Origin of the sequence: Roseovarius sp. A46 (assembly GCF_004126395.1) — a bacterium.
GTDB lineage: Bacteria > Pseudomonadota > Alphaproteobacteria > Rhodobacterales > Rhodobacteraceae > Roseovarius > Roseovarius nitratireducens.
On the sequence record NZ_PVWS01000005.1, the window covers coordinates 28,528 to 45,688 of the forward strand.

Below are 17,161 nucleotides of genomic sequence, written 5' to 3' on the forward strand. Positions count from 1 at the left end.
GGAGCCGGGCGCATGGCCGATCCCAAGAAGCTCTACATCCGCACTTATGGCTGCCAGATGAACGTCTATGACAGCGAGCGCATGGCCGAGGCCATGGGCGCGGCCGGCTATGTCGAGACCGGAGATGCGGCCGAGGCGGACATGATCCTGCTCAACACCTGCCATATCCGCGAAAAGGCCGCCGAGAAGGTGTATTCCGAGTTGGGCCGCCTGCGGGCGCTCAAGGTCGATAACCCCGATCTCAAGATCGGGGTGGCTGGGTGTGTGGCGCAGGCCGAGGGCGAGGAGATCATGCGCCGTCAGCCGCTGGTGGATCTGGTGGTGGGGCCGCAGAGCTATCACCGCCTGCCGCAGATGGAGGCACGGGTGCGCGGGGGCGAGAAGGCGCTCGACACCGATTTCCCGGCGGATGACAAGTTCGACACGCTGCGCCATCGTCCCAAGGCGAAGCGCGGGCCGACCGCGTTTCTGACCGTGCAGGAGGGCTGTGACAAGTTCTGTGCCTTCTGTGTGGTGCCCTATACCCGCGGGGCCGAGGTGAGCCGCCCGCCCGCGCGGGTGCTGGAAGAGGCGCGCGACCTGGTCGAGCGCGGGGTGCGCGAGATCACCCTCTTGGGGCAGAACGTCAACGCTTATCACGGGCCCGGAGAGGGCGGGGACTGGAGCCTCGCGCGGCTGATCTGGGCGCTGAACGACATCGACGGGCTGGAGCGCATCCGTTTCACCACCAGCCACCCCAACGATATGACCGATGACCTGATCGCGGCGCATGGTGAATGTTCAAAGCTGATGCCCTACCTGCACCTGCCGGTGCAGTCGGGCAGCGACCGCATCCTCAAGCGGATGAACCGCAAGCACACCGCCGAGGGCTACCTGCGCCTGATCGAGCGGATTCGCGCGGCGCGGCCCGATATCCTCATCTCGGGTGATTTCATTACCGGATTTCCCGAGGAAACCGAGGACGATTTCCAGGCCACGCTCGACCTGATCGAGGCCGTGGGGTACGGGCAGGCGTTTTCGTTCAAGTATTCCACGCGCCCCGGCACCCCCGCCGCCGAGCGCCCGCAGGTGGATGAGGAGGTCAAGGCCGAGCGACTGCACCGGCTGCAGGACCTCATCACCCGGCAGCAGCGCGCGGTGCAGGACGCGATGGTGGGCCGCACGGTGGGTGTGCTGTTCGAGAAGCCGGGGCGGATGCCGGGGCAGATGGTGGGCAAATCCGACCACCTGCACGCGGTCCACGTCACCGACCCCGGGCTCGGGGTGGGCGATCTCGCGCAGGTCGAGATCGTGGAGAGCGGGGCCAATTCACTGGCCGGACGGGTCGTCGCATAGGGCCGGTGAATGTGGCGAGATTGCGGCCCGATAGGGATTGTTTCCCGTTCGTCCACAATATCTGGTGAAATTTGCTTCACAAAGAGCGTAAATTAGTTAAACTCCTGATAGATTTGATGACAACCGCGTCGTTCCAGGCGCGGTATTTAACAACAGGGGACTGGGACAGTGGCAAGCAAGATATCCGAGATACTGCGCCGGGCCGCGGGGGGTGCCGCGGTCGTGGCGCTCGGGGCGTCGGTCTTCGCCGGGGCGGCAATCGCCCAACAGGGGCAGCGCACCGTGACGGGAGAGCGGTATATTCCGACCATCTGGGTTGATCCGGACGGCTGCGAGCACTGGGTGATGGATGACGGGGCCGAGGGCTACATGAGCCCGCATGTCAATCGGCAGGGCATCCCCGTCTGCCGCGAGGCCAACCTGTGCGGCACCGTCAACACCGACACGCTGTTCGCGACCGACAGCGCGCGCATTCAGCCCGCCGGTAAACAGCGGTTGCGCGAGTTTTTCCAGCAGGCGGGAGCGATCTCTTATACTATCGTCGGCCATACCGACAGCCGCGCCTCGGACGAATACAACATGGGCCTGTCTTATCGCCGCGCCAATGCGGTGGCATCGGTGGCGCGCGGCATGGGCGCGCGCATCGCCGATGTGCGCGGTTATGGCGAGCGGATGCCCAAGGCGTCGAACAACACCGCCCAAGGCATGGCACAGAACCGCCGTGTCGAGATCATGTGCTGGCGCTGAGGATATTGTCATGAAAACCTTTCGAATTGCACTCGTTTTTCCTGTCGTCGGTTTGTTGGCCGCATGTGATGTCGGTCCCGACAAGACGATGGACCGCAACCTGATCGACAAGGATCACCTCAGCACGATGCGTGCCGGTATATGGATCGATCCGAATGGCTGCGACCACTGGATCATCGACGACGGGGTCGAGGGCTATCTCTCCCAGCGCCTCGACAAGTTCGGCAAGCCGGTCTGCTCGGGAGCGGCACCGCCCACGGTGGCCACGGGACCGTTCAAGGAAGGCCAAGGAATATCAGACTCTATTTGACGGTGGTTGGGAGCCGATTGCCATGAAGGCGCGGAGCCGGGCGGCTTCGCGCCTCTCACACGCTTGTCGCTTGCGCTCGGCGGTACATCTTGGCAGGGTCGGGATGCAACTCTGACCCTTGGAGACCTGTTTGGGTAACACCGCATCGCCCCCCGCCCCCGGCCCCGATTCGCTCCACGAGACGGCGGTCGAATTTCCGGACAACAAGCTGCTGATCGACCTGTGCGGCGAATACGACCGCAACCTCGCCGAGATCGAGCGCGTTCTCGGCGTGCAGATCGTGCGGCGCGGCAACCTGCTATCCGTTCTGGGCGAGGAGGCACCGGCCGCCGAGGCGACGGGTGTCCTCAATGCTCTTTATGCCCGGCTCGAAGGTGGCAAGGACGTGGATTTCGCCGACGTGGACCGCGAGCTGCGCATGGGGGCCGATGACGAGGCAACAACCGGCGGGCTCGATGGCGATCAGCTGGAAATGTTCAAGGGCGGTGCGGTCGAGATCCGCACCCGCAAGAAGCTGGTCGAGCCGCGCACCGACGCGCAGAAGGCCTATGTGAAATCGCTCTACGCGAACGAGCTGGCCTTTGGCATCGGTCCCGCGGGCACCGGCAAGACCTATCTCGCCGTCGCCGTTGGCGTGAACATGTTCATCGAGGGGCATGTGGACCGGATCATCCTGGCGCGCCCGGCGGTCGAGGCGGGCGAGAAACTGGGCTATCTGCCCGGCGACATGAAGGAAAAGGTCGATCCCTACATGCAGCCGCTCTACGACGCGCTGAACGATTTCCTGCCGGGCAAGCAGCTGGCCAAGCTGATCGAGGAAAAGCGGATCGAGATCGCGCCGCTCGCGTTCATGCGCGGGCGCACGCTGTCGAACGCGTTCGTGGTGCTCGACGAGGCGCAGAACGCCACGTCGATGCAGATGAAGATGTTCTTGACCCGCCTGGGCGAAGGCAGCCGCATGGTCGTCACCGGCGATCGCACGCAGATCGACCTGCCGCGCGGCGTGCCCTCGGGGCTGTCGGATGCCGAGCGGTTGCTGGCCTCCATCCCGCAGATCAGCTTCAACTACTTCTCTGCGCGCGACGTGGTGCGCCACCCGCTGGTGGCGGCGATCATCGAGGCCTACGAGGCCGATGGCTGAGCAATGCCCGTGGAGATGATCGTCGAGGATGCGCGCTGGAATGAAGCGGGGCTGGAGGCGTTGGCGTCGCGCGCGGCCGGGGCCACGCTCGCCCATCTCGGACTCGATCCCGAGTTGTGGGAGATCAGCCTGCTGGCCTGCGACGATTCGCGCATCATGGCGCTCAACGCCGATTTCCGGGACAAACCCGCCGCCACCAACGTGCTGAGCTGGCCCGCCGAGGACCACGCACCGGAGGCGCCCGGAGCCCGCCCCGCCCCGCCCGAGCCGGGTCCGGAGCCCTTTCTTGGTGATGTCGCCATAGCTTGGGAGACCTGCGCGCGCGAGGCCGCCGAGGCGGGCCGCCCGTTGGCCGATCACGTCACCCATCTTGTCGTTCACGCGGTTCTGCACCTGCTGGGCTATGATCACATCCGTGACCCGGATGCCACGCTCATGGAGACAACCGAGATCGCGATACTTGGCAAACTGGGGGTTCCTGACCCATATACTTGACATGAAGGGGTGTTTTGCCCCGCCACCTGAGACGAGACGAATGGACGAAAGCATAGAAGGATCACCTGGCGCGGCGCGGAGCGCGCAGCCTGAGGGCCGAACCGAGAGCGACGAGACGGGCGGATTTTTTCGCCGGGTTATCGGTATTTTCAACCACAGTGACGAAGAGGACGCGGAGGACGAGGTGCCCGACGGATCGGGGGCCGCGATCTTTGGCGTCGATCGGTTGCGCAATGTCACGGTCGAGGACGTGGCCGTCCCAACCGCCGAGATCGTCGCCGTGCCCGTGGACATCAGCCTTGGCGATCTCGTGCAGGTGTTTCGTGAGAGCGGCATGTCGCGCCTACCGGTGTACGAGGGCACGCTCGACACGCCGCTCGGCATGATCCACCTCAAGGATTTTGCGCTCAAGCACGGCTTTAACGGCAAGGGCACGCGGCTGTCGATCCGGACCATGCTGCGCCCGCTGCTCTATGTGCCGCCGTCGATGCCGATCGGCGTACTGATGCAGAAGATGCAGGCGGAGCGGCGGCACATGGCGCTGGTGATCGACGAGTATGGCGGTGTCGACGGCCTCGTGACCATCGAGGACCTGATCGAACAGGTGGTGGGAGAGATCGAGGACGAGCACGACACCGACGACGATGCCTATTGGCACAAGGAGGGGCCGGGGTCCTATCTCGCCGCCGCCAAGACGCCGCTGGATCAGTTCGAGGCCGAGATCGGCCTGTCGCTCACCGAGGCCGACGAGGTCGACGAGGAAGAGATCGACACGCTTGGCGGGCTGGTCTTCATGCTGCTGGGCCGGGTGCCCGCGCGCGGCGAGGTGATCGAGCATCCCACGGGCGCGAGCCTCGAGGTGGTCGAGGCCGACCCCCGCCGGATCAAGCGGGTGCGGGTGCGCGTCCCGAGTCTCGCCGGTGAGTGACGCCTTGCCCGCGCCGCTCGCCCGCATGGGGTGGCCCGTGCGGGTGGCGGCGGTGCTGGCGGTTGGCGCGGTGGCGGCACTCGGGCAGGCCCCGTGGGGGCTGTGGCCTCTGACGCTGATCGGGTTCGCGCTGGTCTATGGGTTTTTCCGGCAGACGGATGGCTGGCGCGCGGCAGCATGGCTTGGCTGGGGCGTGGGCACCGGGCACTTCCTGCTGGCGCTTCACTGGATCGTTGAGCCGTTCATGGTCGATGCCCCGCGGCACGCCTGGATGGCGCCTTTCGCGCTCGTGGGGCTGGCAGGGGGAGCGGGGCTCTACTGGGGCGCCGGGCTGGCGCTGGCGCGCGCGGCCGGCGGTGGCCCGGCCGCCTTTGTCGCCGGGCTGGGGCTGGCCGAGGCCCTGCGCGGCTGGCTCTTTACCGGCTTTCCCTGGGCGCAGCCCGGGCACGCACTGATCGACACGGCGTGGCTGCACTGGGCCGCGTGGCTTGGTGCGCCGGGGTTGCTGGTGCTGGCGTTGGGGGCGTCGGTGGCGCTTTGGCACGTGGCGGCGGGTGCGCGGGCCTCTGGTGCGGCTGTACTCGCGGCGGCGGCGGCATTGTGGCCGCTTGGCGCGGCGCTCACACCCGGGGCGGCGCCCGTGCCCGGGGCGCCGGTGGTGCGGCTTGTCCAGCCGAACGCGCCGCAGCATGAGAAGTGGCAGCCCGACAAGGTGCAGACGTTCTTCGATCGCCAGCGCGCCTTTTCGGCGGCGGGCGCGGTGCCGCCCGATCTCGTGGTGTGGCCGGAAACGGCGGTGCCGGTGCTGCTCGAACGCGCAGAACCGACGCTTGAGGCCATATCGGGAGCGGCGCGCGGCGCGCCGGTCGTGCTGGGTATCCAGCGCACAGAGGGGCCGCGCATCTACAACTCGCTGGCCGTGGTCGCGGCGGGCGGCGCGGTGACAGGGGTCTATGACAAGCACCACCTTGTGCCATTTGGCGAATACATGCCGTTCGGCGACCTGCTGGCACGGTTCGGGATCTACGGACTCGCGGCCAACGAGGGGCAGGGCTATTCGGCGGGGTCGGGTGCGCGTCTGCTCGATCTTGGGCCGCTGGGGCGGGCGCTGCCGCTGATCTGCTACGAGGGGGTTTTCGCACGCGATCTGCGTGCGGTGCCAGGGCGCCCCGAATTCCTGCTGCTTATTACAAACGATGCCTGGTTCGGCAAGATTTCCGGGCCTTATCAGCACCTTGTACAGGCACGGTTGCGCAGTGCGGAGCTGGGGCTTCCGATGATCCGGGTGGCGAATACCGGCGTGTCGGCGATGATCGATGCCACCGGCCGCGTGACCGACCGCATCCCGCTGGGAGAAGCGGGATGGCGCGATGCGCCGCTGCCACCGCCATTGCCGGAGACGTTCTACGCGCGGTGGGGGGATGCGCCGATGCTGGCGCTCTACGCCGCCCTTCTGGCGTTGTCGTCGTGGCGCAACAGGGCGGGTGTGCGGCGCATTTAGCGATTGACGCCGGGGGCTTGCGGGCTTACCCACTGTCAATCCCGTCACAACGGCTTCCTGGCGTGACGGATGTACCCAATGGAGCGATTCACATGTCCCGACAGAACTATCTCTTTACCTCCGAATCCGTTTCGGAGGGGCACCCCGACAAGGTCTGCGACCGGATTTCCGACGCGGTGCTCGATGCCTTCCTGGGTGAGGAAGAGAATGCGCGCGTCGCTTGCGAGACCTTTGCCACCACGAACTGCGTGGTGGTCGGTGGCGAGGTGGGGCTGTCGGACCGCTCGCGACTGGCGGAATTCATGGGCCGGATCGACGGGATCGTGCGCGATTGTGTCCGCGACATCGGGTATGAGCAAGATGAATTTCACTGGAATACCTTGCAGTTACACAACATGCTTCATCCTCAGTCAGCGCATATCGCGCAGGGCGTGGACCGTGATGGCGCGGGCGACCAGGGGATCATGTTCGGGTTTGCCGTGGACGAGACGCCGGAACTGATGCCGGCACCGATCCTGTATTCCCATGCCATCCTCAAACGGTTGGCCGAGGTGAGAAAATCCGGCAAAGAGAAGACGTTAGGCCCCGATGCCAAGTCGCAGCTCACGCTGCGCTACGAGAACGGCAAGCCGGTGGAGGTGATGCAGCTCGTTCTGTCGACGCAGCACACCGACGAGGCGCAAACCAGCGACGACATCCGCGCCATCGTCGAACCTTACATTCGGGAAGTGCTCCCTAATCAATGGCTTACGGACAAAACCGAATGGTGGGTGAACCCGACTGGGACGTTCGTCATCGGTGGGCCGGACGGTGATGCGGGGCTGACCGGGCGCAAGATCATCGTCGATACCTATGGCGGCGCGGCCCCGCACGGGGGCGGGGCGTTTTCCGGCAAGGACCCGACAAAGGTAGACAGATCAGCGGCTTACGCGGCGCGTTACCTTGCCAAGAACATCGTGGCCGCGGGGCTGGCGCACAAATGCACGCTGCAACTGAGCTATGCGATCGGGGTGGCCAAGCCGCTGTCGATCTACGTGGACACGCACGGCACCGGGCAAGTGCATGAATCTGCTATTGAAAATGCGATCAGCAAGGTCATGGACCTGACCCCGCGCGGCATTCGCGAGCACCTGGAGCTGACGCGACCGATCTATGCGCGCACCGCCGCCTACGGGCATTTCGGGCGCGCACCGGAGGCCGATGGCGGCTTTAGCTGGGAGCGGACCGACCTAGTAGATGCGCTGAAAACGAGCGTTTGAACAACGGCTTGGCGCGCGTTCTTCGTGTGACATGCGAGGTGATATGACGGCCCAACACCACCCGAAAGGCGCGCCGTGGCGCAATTTTCACGGGCGTATCAAGGGCAAGGCGCTGCGCCCCAACCAGGAGGCGTGGCTGGACGAGGACCTGGGCCGTTTGTCGCCCGGGGCGGTCGATTGGGAGATCAATCCCGAGCGGAAACCCATTGATCTAAAAGACTATTTCGGAGACCGAGAAATCTGGCTGGAGATCGGGTTCGGCGGTGGCGAGCACATGGTGCACCAGGCGGTTGCGAACCCGGAGGTGGGGATCGTCGGCTGCGAGCCTTACATCAACGGCGTGGCTATGCTGTTGGGCAAGATCCGCAAGTCTGGCGCACAAAATATTGCGGTCTATCCGGGGGATGTCCGCAACATGTTTGATGTTTTGCCCGAGGAGTCGATCTCGCGGGCGTTCCTGCTCTATCCCGATCCGTGGCCGAAAAAGCGCCATCACAAGCGCCGTTTCGTCACCTCAGAACATTTAGAACCGCTGTCCAAGTGTCTGAAGAAAGGCGCAATTTTCAGAGTCGCGACCGATATCCCCGACTACGTGCGCCAGACATTGGAAGAGGTGCCGCGGTACGGGTTCGAATGGCTGGCGGAGCGGCCCGGCGATTGGCGCGCGCCGTGGAACGACTGGATTTCAACACGTTACGAGCAAAAGGCGCTGCGCGAGGGGCGCGTGCCGCATTACCTGACATTTCGCCGGACCTGAGCCGCGAACCTGCAGGTTCACGCGCCGAACCGGGAGGTTCGGGACGGACAGCGCGCGCGCCGTTAACCTTATTCCGGCTCGCCGCCGAAATGCGCCCAGAACTCGTCGCGCGGGTTCGACCGGGGGAAGGGCGTATCCGGCACCGGCACGCGCAGGAAATCGCAGAGCGGCCCCCACCCGTCGGCGACATTGAAGACCAACAGCCGGTCGGCGGGGACGGTTTCGCGCACGGCGCGGTTGTTGGCGCGGTAGGCGGCGATGGCGCAGTCGCGATCGGTGTGATCGACAAAGGTGTTTTTCAGGAACCAGCCGGACATGGTGTCGAAGATGCCGTGGATATGCGGCGGCAGGTCCAGCGTCGGGGCGTTGGTAAAGAACTTGCTGATGGTGGTGCTGAAGCTGCGCCACCAATCCTCTTCGGGGCGCTCGGTATGGATGACCTTGGCGTCGGGGAAGGCGTAGATCGTGCGCGGCCAGACGGCGGCGCCGGGCCAGTCCACCTGCGACTTGAACCCGGCAAAGACCTCGTGCCAGTCCACCGGCGCGCCGCGGGCGATGGCGGCCCAGTGGGCGGGCTGTTCGGGGCGCTGCATCACCTCGTACATGTGGTGGCAGGGGCCGAAGCCCAGCTCTTCGAGGGCGAGCTTGGTGGACATGGTGCCGGTGCGCCCGAAACCGGAGCCGATGATCTGAAGGGACATGCCGTGGTCTCCTGATGCGTCGAACGGGGACAGGATACCCGTGGTCACGGAATTGTCCTAGCCGAAACCGGACCCGGGCGGCGCGGGTGCTGCTCGCCCGCCCGCGGACCGTCACGACCCAAGATGTATCCGGAACCGCGCCCGGATCGCCGCGTCAAGGTCAGGCGCAAAGCGGGCGGGCGCGCGGGTGGCGAGGATGCGCTCCTTGCGGGCGGTGGCGGTGGCGATGAGGTCGGGCTGGCCCTGCTCGACCCATTCCTTGGGCGAGGCGCGGTTGGCGCAGGCGGGGTAGAGGTAATCGGTCTGCATCCGCGCCAGCGTCTGGCCCGCACCGAGGTAATGGCCCGGGCCGCCGATGCAGGCGTCGCGGATCACCTCGAGGCTGAGCGTGTCCTCGTCCACCTCGATGCCGCGCACGCATCGGAGCGCCTGGCCGATCAGGTCATCGCCGAGGATGAGCGACTCGTGGCAGAAGCCCAGCAGCGAGGCGTGCATGCCTGCCGCCTCGTAGACCATGTTGAGGCCTGCGAGCCCGGCCATGACGTTGGAGGTGGCCTGCTCCCACCCGGCCTGCATGTCGGGCAGCTTGGAATCGGCGATGCCGCCGACCGCGCCGCCGGGCAGGCCGTAGAACTTGTGCATCTGCGCGCAGCCCGCCGACAGCAGCGCCTGCTCGCCCGAGCCGCCGGACATCGCGCCGGTGCGCAGGTCGCTGACGAAGGGCCAGGTGCCGAAGATCGCCGGGTGGCCCGGCTTGACCGCGTTGACATAGACCAGCCCGGCGAGGCACTCGGCCATCGCCTGCACGATGGCGCCCGCGATGGGGGCGGGGGCGGTGGCCCCGGCCTGCCCGGCGGACAAGAGCAGAACCGGCATGCCGCTGCGGATCACCTCTTCCATCACGCGGCAGGATTCGGTGGCGAATTTCATCGGCGGGACGACGAAGCAATTGGAATTGCTGACGAAGGGGCGATCGCGCCACGCGCCCTCGCCGCCCGCGATCAGGTGCAGCATCTCGATCGCGTCGGCGACGAACTCCGGCTCGGTGAAGGACACGCCGACATGCTTGGTGGTGCCCGCGCAGCAGGCGTAGAGCGTGTTGAGGTCCATCTCGCGGTTGTTGACGATGTCGCGGCAGACCATCGGGCGTTGCACGAAATGGATATTGTCGAGCGTGTCGGCGATGCGCGCGGCGTCGTGCAGGTCCTGCACGGTGCTGTCGCGGTAGTCGCCGTTGGCCACGTCCACGAGATGCACCGCCGCGCCCGCCGTGCCGTAATGCACGCGGTTGCCCGAGAGGGTCAGGTCGTGGCGCGGGTCGCGGCCGTGCAGGGTGATCGCGCGGTTGGCGCGAGCGATGGTGTCCTCGATCAGCGCGCGGGGAAAGCGCAGCCGCCCGTCGGGGCCGGGGATGGCGCCCGCGCGGGTCATGTGCTCGACGCCGGAGGGGGGCGCGTCGGCGAGGCCGATCTGTTCGAGCGCGTCGAGTGCCGCTGCGTGGATGCGGCGCATCTGTAGCTCTGTCAGCGGGTGGTAGAGCCCACCGTCGAGGCCCGGGCGGACCGGGCGCAGGGTGTCGGCGAGGGGGGCGGCGCGTGCGTCATGGCGCGCGGCGCGGCCGCCGGAGCGGCGCGGGGCGGTGGCTGTCATCGGGAATTGTCCTTGGCAAGATCGCAGGGTCGGGTGCGGCGGTTGGCGTGCCCTCAGGGCCGCCCGCGCGGGGCAAGCCCACGTTCCGCCCCGATGGTGCGGCATACGAGCGCGATCTTGCTGCGTGGGGCCATGACGCCGTCCTCCTGCAGCGAGCAAAACCGAATCGGCCCGGCCTGTCTGTCGTGTTTGCGACCGGTGTCGCAAACGGAACATGATGGGGCGGTTGCCGGCTCTTGGGGGGCGGTGGGGCAGACCGGACCCGGGGGAAGGAAGGAGGCATTTGGCCTGGAGGGGTCGGGATTAGCCGCGCATCGACGGGCCGCGGCGCGGCGATCCAAGGTTCGTTCTGCCGCGCTTAATGGCAGCCAAATCCGAAGAAGGCCCGAACGGCGCACAGGTTGCAGCCATGTCGCCGTGCCGTGAGGGCGGCCCGGCGATGCGCGGCGGCGTGCAAGCACGCCTTGATTCCGCGCATGGGCACCAAGACCCGAACAAGCACTCAAGGCCAAACCCCGTCACCCCGGACCTCCTGCGACCGGTGGCGGGCCGAGCGAGGCGCGCCACGCGATCCCGGCGTCGAGGCGCAGGCCGGGGGGCGGGGCGGCGCCCGCGCGCATGTCGAGCAGCATTTGCGCCGCGCGCCGGCCCATTTCGCGATGCGGCACGTGCACGGTGGTGAGCGCGGGGGTGAGGATCGCGGCCAGTTCGATATCGTCGAAGCCGGTGACCGAGACGTCGCCGGGCACGTCGATCCCCAGCGCGCGCGCCTGCGTGACGGCGCCCGCGGCGAGCACGTCGTTGCCGCACAGCACCGCCGTGGGGGGCGGGTGGGCGTCCATCAGCCGGGCAAAGGCGGTGGCGCCGTTGGCGATGGAATAGGGCGTTTCCTCGACCAGTAGCGCGCCCGCGTCGAGCCCCGCCGCCGCCATCGCCGCGCAGACACCCTGGAAGCGCGCGCGCGCGCGGTCGTTGCCGGCGCGGTCGGCGGTGATGACGGCAAGGCGGCGGTGGCCGAGCGCGATCACCTCGGCGGTGAGCGCCTGCATCGCAGCGCGGTTGTCGAAACCCACGCAGGGCCGTGGCGCGGCCTCGTCCCAGGCCCAGGCGACGAGGTAGGGGATGTGCTGGCGGTCGAGCAGGGCATAGGCGGCCTCGGTCCGGTCATGGCCGATCAGCAGGAGCGCCTCGGCGCCGCGCGTGATGAGGGTGCGGATCTGGTCCTCTTCCTGCTCGGGCTTGTAGGAGGAGGACGCCACCAGGAGCGTCACGCCATGCTCGCGCAGCGTGTCCTGAAATGCCTGGAGCCCGCGCGCGAAGATGGCGTTGTCCATCGTCGGGATCACCGCGCCGAAGGTGTTGGTGCGCCTTGCCGCGAGCGCGCGGGCCCCGAAATTGGGCGCGTAGCCGAGATCGCGGACCGCCTGCATCACCCGGGTGCGCGTGGCCTGCGTGACCTGGCCGGGGGCGTTGAGGGCGCGCGAGACCGTGGCCGTGGAGACGCCCGCCCGCGCCGCCACGTCCGAGAGGGTGGGGGCGCCTGGGGCGGTGTCTGTGCGGTCGGATGGCAAGGGGCGGTCTCCGGGCTGCGGCGGTGATCTATCCTGCACGCTGCGGGGAGGCCAGTCCAGCCCGCAATGTAAGCGCTTGCATCACAGAATGTAAGCGCTTACATTTGTCGGGAATCATGGATTTCCTGGGGAGGAGAGGACCATGTCGCTCGCGGTGTCGTCGTTACTGGCAGCCGTTTTCGTCCTGAACGTCGCGCTGGGCGCAGGCGGCTGGGGCACGTTTCTGAGCGACGTGCAGGAAATGCTGGTTCTGCTCGCCGCCTCCGCAGCCTTTGTCGTCGCGATCCTGCGGCGCGAGGCACGGGCGCGTGAAAACACCGAACGAAAAAACCAACAGGACTGACCAACCGGGAGGACAAGATGATCCGTGATACCAGAGAGCGCGTTTGCGAGGAGCGCCGCAATTTCCTGAAACTCGCAGCCAGCGGCAGCTTTACCGCTGCGCTGGTGGCCGGGGCCGGGGGGCTGTTGTGGTCCTCGGAGGCCGTGGCGCAGACCGCGCGCGAGGAGCGCGAGCGCGAGCAGGCCGCCGATCACGTCATGACGCTGGCCACCGCCTACGTGCTGGGCGCGACGCGCAGCTATCCGATCATGCAGCTCGATCTCAAGGAGAACATCCAGAACGCCACCGGCGGCAAGGTCTATGTCAAGCTCGCCCCCGGCGGGCAGCTGGGTGCGGGCGGTGCGCTGGTGCAAGCGGTGCAGGGCGGCACGATCCAGTGCGCGCAGCATTCGCTATCGAATTTCGCGCCCTTCGCCAGTGCAGTGGACCTCATCAACCTGCCGTATTTCTGCGGCTCGAACCAGCGATTCACCAACCTGGTCACGTCGGACGCGTGGCGGACGGAGGTGCATCCGAAGGTCGAGGCCGCGGGGTTCAAGCCGCTGTTCTACGTGGTGATCGACCCGCGGGTGGTGGCGATGCGCAAGGGCGGCGCCGGGCCGGTGATGACACCGGGTGATCTGAAGGGGGTCAAGTTCCGGGTGCCGGGCTCTAAAATGCTCCAGCAATATTACCGGATGGTTGGGGCCAACCCGACGCCGGTGGCGTGGGGCGAGACACCCTCGGCGATCAAGCAGGGCGTGGCCGACGCGCTCGATCCGTCGGTGGGCGCGCTTTATGTCTTTGGTTTCAAGGATATCCTGAGCCATGTCACCTTTACCCAGGCAGTGCCGGACAGTCAGGTCTATTCGGTCAACCTGGAATGGTTCAACGGGCTGCCGGAGGACGTGCGCGACGGGATCGAATGGGCGGGCGAGATGACCGCGCATCAGAACCTTGCCAAGGTGCCCTCGGCGCGGACCTACGCCATGGCCGAGCTGGAGAAGGCCGGGGTGCAGTTCCATTCGCTGAGCGACGATCAGCTTGCCGAGTGGCAGGAAACCGGCGGCTACCAGCGCGGCGAGTGGGACGATTTCAAGGTCGAGCTGGCCGGGTCGATGGAGACCTTCGAGCGCCTCGCAGAGGCCGCGGGCACGCAGGGGCAGCACTACGTCCACGACGCCTGAGCCGATGAGCGGGCCGGGGCGGCACGCGCCCCGGTCCTGGCCCGCGCCATCCCGGCGCGCGGCCGGACAAGGAGAGTGCCATGTCCCGCATGCTTTACGCGCTGAACCGCAATGCCGAGCGGTGGGCCCTGCTCATCTTCTACGTGATGCTCGTTCTCACGATGTTCATCGAGGTGCTGCGGCGCGAGCTGTTGTCCTATTCCTCGATCTGGGGCGAGGAGATCGTGCGCTATTCGTTCATCTACCTGGCGTGGATCGGGGCGGCGGCGGCGGTGCGCGAGCGCGGGCATATCCGCATCGACGTGATCATGGCCTATGTCGGACGGCGGGCGAAGGCGGTGCTCTACATCCTTGGTGACCTGGTGATGTTCGTGGTGGCGGGGATCGCGTTCTACTGGTCGCTGGAGACGGTGCTTGTGTCGGCCAAGTTCGGGTCGGTCACGCATGGTCTGCGGATCAGCCAGGTCTGGTTTCTCGCCGCCGTTCCCATCGGATTCGGGCTGGTGATGCTGCGTCTCGTGCAGTCCTTGCTGCGCGATCTTGGCGACCTTCGGCACGGGCGACCCGTGTACGAGGGTGGCAAGATGTTCGACTGAGGGCCGCGAGATGCTGTGGAACCAATTGGATCAGAGCGTCGAGCTTGGCTGGGATTTCTACGCCCCGGTGCTGCTGTTCGTGCTGCTGGTGGCGCTCGCCGTGCCGGTCTGGGCCGCGATCGGGGCGGCGGCCATCGTCATGCTGCTGTGGTCGGGGGCGTTGCCGCTGAGCCTGGTGGGGGAGAGCTTGTTTCACGGCATCGACCATTTCGCGCTCACCGCCGTGCCGCTCTTTATCCTGACGGGTGACGTGCTGGTTCGCACCGGGCTCAGCCGCAAGTTTCTCGACGTGGCCGAGGCGCTGACGCAGTTCGCGCGCGGCGGGTTCGGGTCGGCCACCGTGCTGGTGTGCGGGATGTTCGCCGCCATCTCGGGCTCGGACGCCGCCGGGGCGGCGGCGGTGGGGCGGATGACCATCGCGCGGCTGGTGGAATCGGGCTATCCGCGCCCCTATGCCTGTGCGCTGGTGGCCGCGGGGGCCTGCACCGGCATCCTCATCCCGCCCTCGATCGCGTATATCATCATCGGGCTGGTGCTGGGCATTTCGGCCTCGACGCTGTTCATGGCGGCGCTCATTCCCGGGCTGGCGATCCTTGTCTCGATCCTTGTCACCAACATCATCATGAACCGGCTGAACGGCTGGGAGGGCGGCGGCAACATCACGTTCGGGGAATGGGCCACGCGGCTCTGGTCGGCGCTGAAATCGGGGTGGTACGCGTTCATCGTGCCGGGGATCATCTTCTACGGCATCTTCTCGGGGCGGCTCACGCCCACCGAGGCGGGGGCGACGGCGGTGGTGGTGACGATCATCATGGGGTTCATCCTCGGCACGCTGAGGCTGGCGGATTTCCCCGAGATGCTGGTGAGTTCCGCCAAGGTCAACGGGGTGATCCTGCCGATCATCGCGTTTTCGCTGCCGCTGGCGCAGGCGCTGGCGATCCTCGGTGTGCCGCAGGGTTTTGTCGCCGCCGCCACGACGGTGAGCGACGAGCCGTGGGTGCTCATCCTGATGATGGTGGGCATCCTGATCGCCGCCGGCTGCGTGATGGAGACGACGCCCAACATCGTGATCCTCGCGCCGATCCTGAAGCCGCTGGCCGACAGTATCGGCATGAACGAGATCCAGTTCTGCATCATGATGATCACCGCGTTGGGGGTGGGGTTCATCACGCCGCCGCTGGGGCTCAACCTGTTCGTTGTCGCCGGGTTGACCGGCGAGTCGATCCTGCGGATTGCCTGGCGCGCGGTGCCGTTTGTGTTCTTCATGCTCGTGGTGACGCTGATGATCGCGTATCTTCCGGCGATTTCCACCACGTTGCTTCCCGACATCTACAAGTGAAACAGGAGCCATCCATGCCGACGGAATATCTCAAGAAAGCCCCCCGCCATTCGCGCAGCGACGCCAGCGAGACGCGCGACATCGTGCGGGGCATTCTCGACGATATCGAGGCGCGGGGCGATGCCGCGGCGCTGGAATATGCCGCGAAGTTCGACCGCTATGAGGGGGAATTGGTGCTGTCGTCCGAGGCGATCGAGGCGGCCGCGGCAAAGGTGCCGGAAAAGCTGCAACGCGACATCGAGTTCGCCCATGACAACGTGCGCAAGTTTGCCGAGGCGCAGAGGGCCACGGTGGCCGATTTCGAGGTCGAGGTGGTGCCGGGACTGATCGCCGGGCAGAAGGCGATCCCGGTGCACGCGGCGGGGTGCTACGTGCCGGGCGGGCGCTATAGCCATATCGCCAGCGCGATCATGACCGTGACCACCGCCAAGGTGGCCGGGTGCAGCAATATCGTGGCCTGCTCGCCGCCGCGCCCCGATGTAGGGATCAACCCCGCTATCGTTTATGCCGCGCATGTCTGCGGTGCCGACCAGATATTGGCGATGGGCGGGGTGCAGGGGGTGGCGGCGATGACCTTTGGGCTGTTTGGCTTGCCCAAGGCCAACATCCTCGTCGGTCCGGGCAACCAGTTCGTGGCCGAGGCCAAGCGGATGCTGTTCGGGCGCGTCGGCATCGACATGATCGCGGGGCCCACCGACAGCCTGATCCTCGCCGACGCGAGTGCCGACCCGATGATCGTGGCGACCGATCTGGTGGGGCAGGCCGAGCATGGCTACAACTCGCCCGTCTGGCTGGTGACGGATGACCGGGCGCTGGCCGAGGAGGTGATGCGCCTCGTGCCGCTGCTGATCGACGATCTGCCCGAGGTTAATCGCGACAATGCGACCGCCGCCTGGCGCGACTATGCCGAGGTGATCGTCTGCGCGGACCGCGAGGACATGGCCGCCACCTCCGACGCCTATGCGCCCGAGCACCTGACGGTGCAGGCCGCCGATCTCGACTGGTGGCTGGGGCGGCTGACCTGCTACGGCTCGCTGTTCCTGGGCGAAGAGACGACCGTGGCATTCGGTGACAAGGCGTCGGGCACCAACCATGTGCTGCCGACGAGCGGGGCCGCGAGCTATACCGGCGGCCTGAGCGTGCACAAGTACATGAAGATCGTGACCTGGCAGCGCGCCACGCGCGAAGGGTCGCGTCCGGTGGCCGAGGCCACCGCGCGCATCGCCCGGCTGGAGGGGATGGAGGGGCACGCGCGCACCGCCGATATCCGGCTGCGCAAGTATTTCCCCGGCGAGAATTTCGACCTGTCGGCGGAAGGCTGA

At 66.7% G+C, this 17,161-nt stretch carries 17 protein-coding genes and 1 riboswitch; of the genes, 14 read left to right on the top strand and 3 right to left on the bottom strand.

Annotation, left to right across the window (positions count from 1 at the left end; all coding sequences use genetic code 11):
- Positions 1–12: 12 nt before the first annotated feature.
- The 9 genes from miaB (at position 13) to C6W92_RS04225 (ending at position 8,473) form a co-directional block, all read left to right on the top strand.
- A complete protein-coding gene (gene miaB, locus C6W92_RS04185) occupies positions 13–1,335 on the top strand; it encodes a tRNA (N6-isopentenyl adenosine(37)-C2)-methylthiotransferase MiaB (RefSeq protein WP_129431795.1) in 1,323 nt (440 codons plus the stop codon).
- 168 nt (positions 1,336–1,503) lie between these two features.
- Positions 1,504–2,082 (top strand): OmpA family protein, encoded by a 579-nt coding sequence (locus C6W92_RS04190; protein WP_129431796.1) that lies wholly within the window; start codon positions 1,504–1,506, stop codon positions 2,080–2,082.
- Between the two features lie 10 nt (positions 2,083–2,092).
- The gene (locus C6W92_RS04195) at positions 2,093–2,392 is read left to right on the top strand and encodes a hypothetical protein (protein WP_129431797.1); all 300 of its coding nucleotides are present in this window, start codon (positions 2,093–2,095) and stop codon (positions 2,390–2,392) included.
- A 130-nt stretch (positions 2,393–2,522) separates the two neighbouring features.
- The gene (locus C6W92_RS04200; protein WP_129431798.1) at positions 2,523–3,533 is read left to right on the top strand and encodes a PhoH family protein; all 1,011 of its coding nucleotides are present in this window, start codon (positions 2,523–2,525) and stop codon (positions 3,531–3,533) included.
- Between the two features lie 3 nt (positions 3,534–3,536).
- The gene (gene ybeY / locus C6W92_RS04205; protein ID WP_129431799.1) at positions 3,537–4,028 is read left to right on the top strand and encodes an rRNA maturation RNase YbeY; all 492 of its coding nucleotides are present in this window, start codon (positions 3,537–3,539) and stop codon (positions 4,026–4,028) included.
- A gap of 40 nt (positions 4,029–4,068) precedes the next feature.
- Positions 4,069–4,956 carry a hemolysin family protein gene (locus C6W92_RS04210; RefSeq protein ID WP_129431800.1) on the top strand — a complete coding sequence of 296 codons (888 nt, stop codon included), beginning with the start codon at positions 4,069–4,071 and terminating at the stop codon, positions 4,954–4,956.
- A gap of 25 nt (positions 4,957–4,981) precedes the next feature.
- Positions 4,982–6,457, top strand: a complete 1,476-nt coding sequence (gene lnt / locus C6W92_RS04215) for an apolipoprotein N-acyltransferase (RefSeq protein WP_129431801.1) — start codon at positions 4,982–4,984, stop codon at positions 6,455–6,457.
- Between the two features lie 38 nt (positions 6,458–6,495).
- Positions 6,496–6,543: riboswitch (SAM-SAH riboswitch) on the top strand.
- Between the two features lie 6 nt (positions 6,544–6,549).
- Complete coding sequence (gene metK / locus C6W92_RS04220) at positions 6,550–7,716, top strand: methionine adenosyltransferase (protein WP_129431802.1); 1,167 nt, start codon at positions 6,550–6,552, stop codon at positions 7,714–7,716.
- Between the two features lie 43 nt (positions 7,717–7,759).
- Positions 7,760–8,473 carry a tRNA (guanine(46)-N(7))-methyltransferase TrmB gene (locus C6W92_RS04225; protein WP_129431886.1) on the top strand — a complete coding sequence of 238 codons (714 nt, stop codon included), beginning with the start codon at positions 7,760–7,762 and terminating at the stop codon, positions 8,471–8,473.
- A gap of 68 nt (positions 8,474–8,541) precedes the next feature.
- On the opposite strand, the gene C6W92_RS04230 is transcribed toward C6W92_RS04225, so the two are convergent.
- The 3 genes from C6W92_RS04230 to C6W92_RS04240 all read right to left on the bottom strand — a co-directional run bounded on the left by C6W92_RS04230 (position 8,542) and on the right by C6W92_RS04240 (position 12,395).
- Positions 8,542–9,174, bottom strand: coding sequence for a sulfotransferase family protein (locus C6W92_RS04230; protein WP_129431803.1), 633 nt, complete (start codon positions 9,172–9,174; stop codon positions 8,542–8,544).
- A gap of 111 nt (positions 9,175–9,285) precedes the next feature.
- Positions 9,286–10,824: a trimethylamine methyltransferase family protein gene (locus C6W92_RS04235; protein ID WP_129431804.1), complete on the bottom strand. Its 1,539-nt coding sequence runs from the start codon at positions 10,822–10,824 to the stop codon at positions 9,286–9,288.
- A 518-nt stretch (positions 10,825–11,342) separates the two neighbouring features.
- Entirely contained in the window at positions 11,343–12,395 is a 1,053-nt protein-coding gene (locus C6W92_RS04240; RefSeq protein ID WP_129431805.1) for a LacI family DNA-binding transcriptional regulator, read from the bottom strand.
- Between the two features lie 142 nt (positions 12,396–12,537).
- Here C6W92_RS04240 and C6W92_RS04245 point away from each other — a divergent pair, with 142 nt between their 5' ends.
- From C6W92_RS04245 to hisD, 5 genes are all read left to right on the top strand, one after another.
- A complete protein-coding gene (locus C6W92_RS04245; RefSeq protein WP_129431806.1) occupies positions 12,538–12,738 on the top strand; it encodes a hypothetical protein in 201 nt (66 codons plus the stop codon).
- A 17-nt stretch (positions 12,739–12,755) separates the two neighbouring features.
- Entirely contained in the window at positions 12,756–13,904 is a 1,149-nt protein-coding gene (locus tag C6W92_RS04250) for a TRAP transporter substrate-binding protein (RefSeq protein ID WP_129431807.1), read from the top strand.
- An 89-nt stretch (positions 13,905–13,993) separates the two neighbouring features.
- Positions 13,994–14,500 (top strand): TRAP transporter small permease, encoded by a 507-nt coding sequence (locus C6W92_RS04255; protein ID WP_129431887.1) that lies wholly within the window; start codon positions 13,994–13,996, stop codon positions 14,498–14,500.
- Between the two features lie 10 nt (positions 14,501–14,510).
- On the top strand, positions 14,511–15,839 hold the full coding sequence (locus tag C6W92_RS04260) for a TRAP transporter large permease (RefSeq protein ID WP_129431808.1): 1,329 nt from the start codon (positions 14,511–14,513) through the stop codon (positions 15,837–15,839).
- A 14-nt stretch (positions 15,840–15,853) separates the two neighbouring features.
- Positions 15,854–17,161 carry a histidinol dehydrogenase gene (gene hisD, locus C6W92_RS04265; RefSeq protein WP_129431809.1) on the top strand — a complete coding sequence of 436 codons (1,308 nt, stop codon included), beginning with the start codon at positions 15,854–15,856 and terminating at the stop codon, positions 17,159–17,161.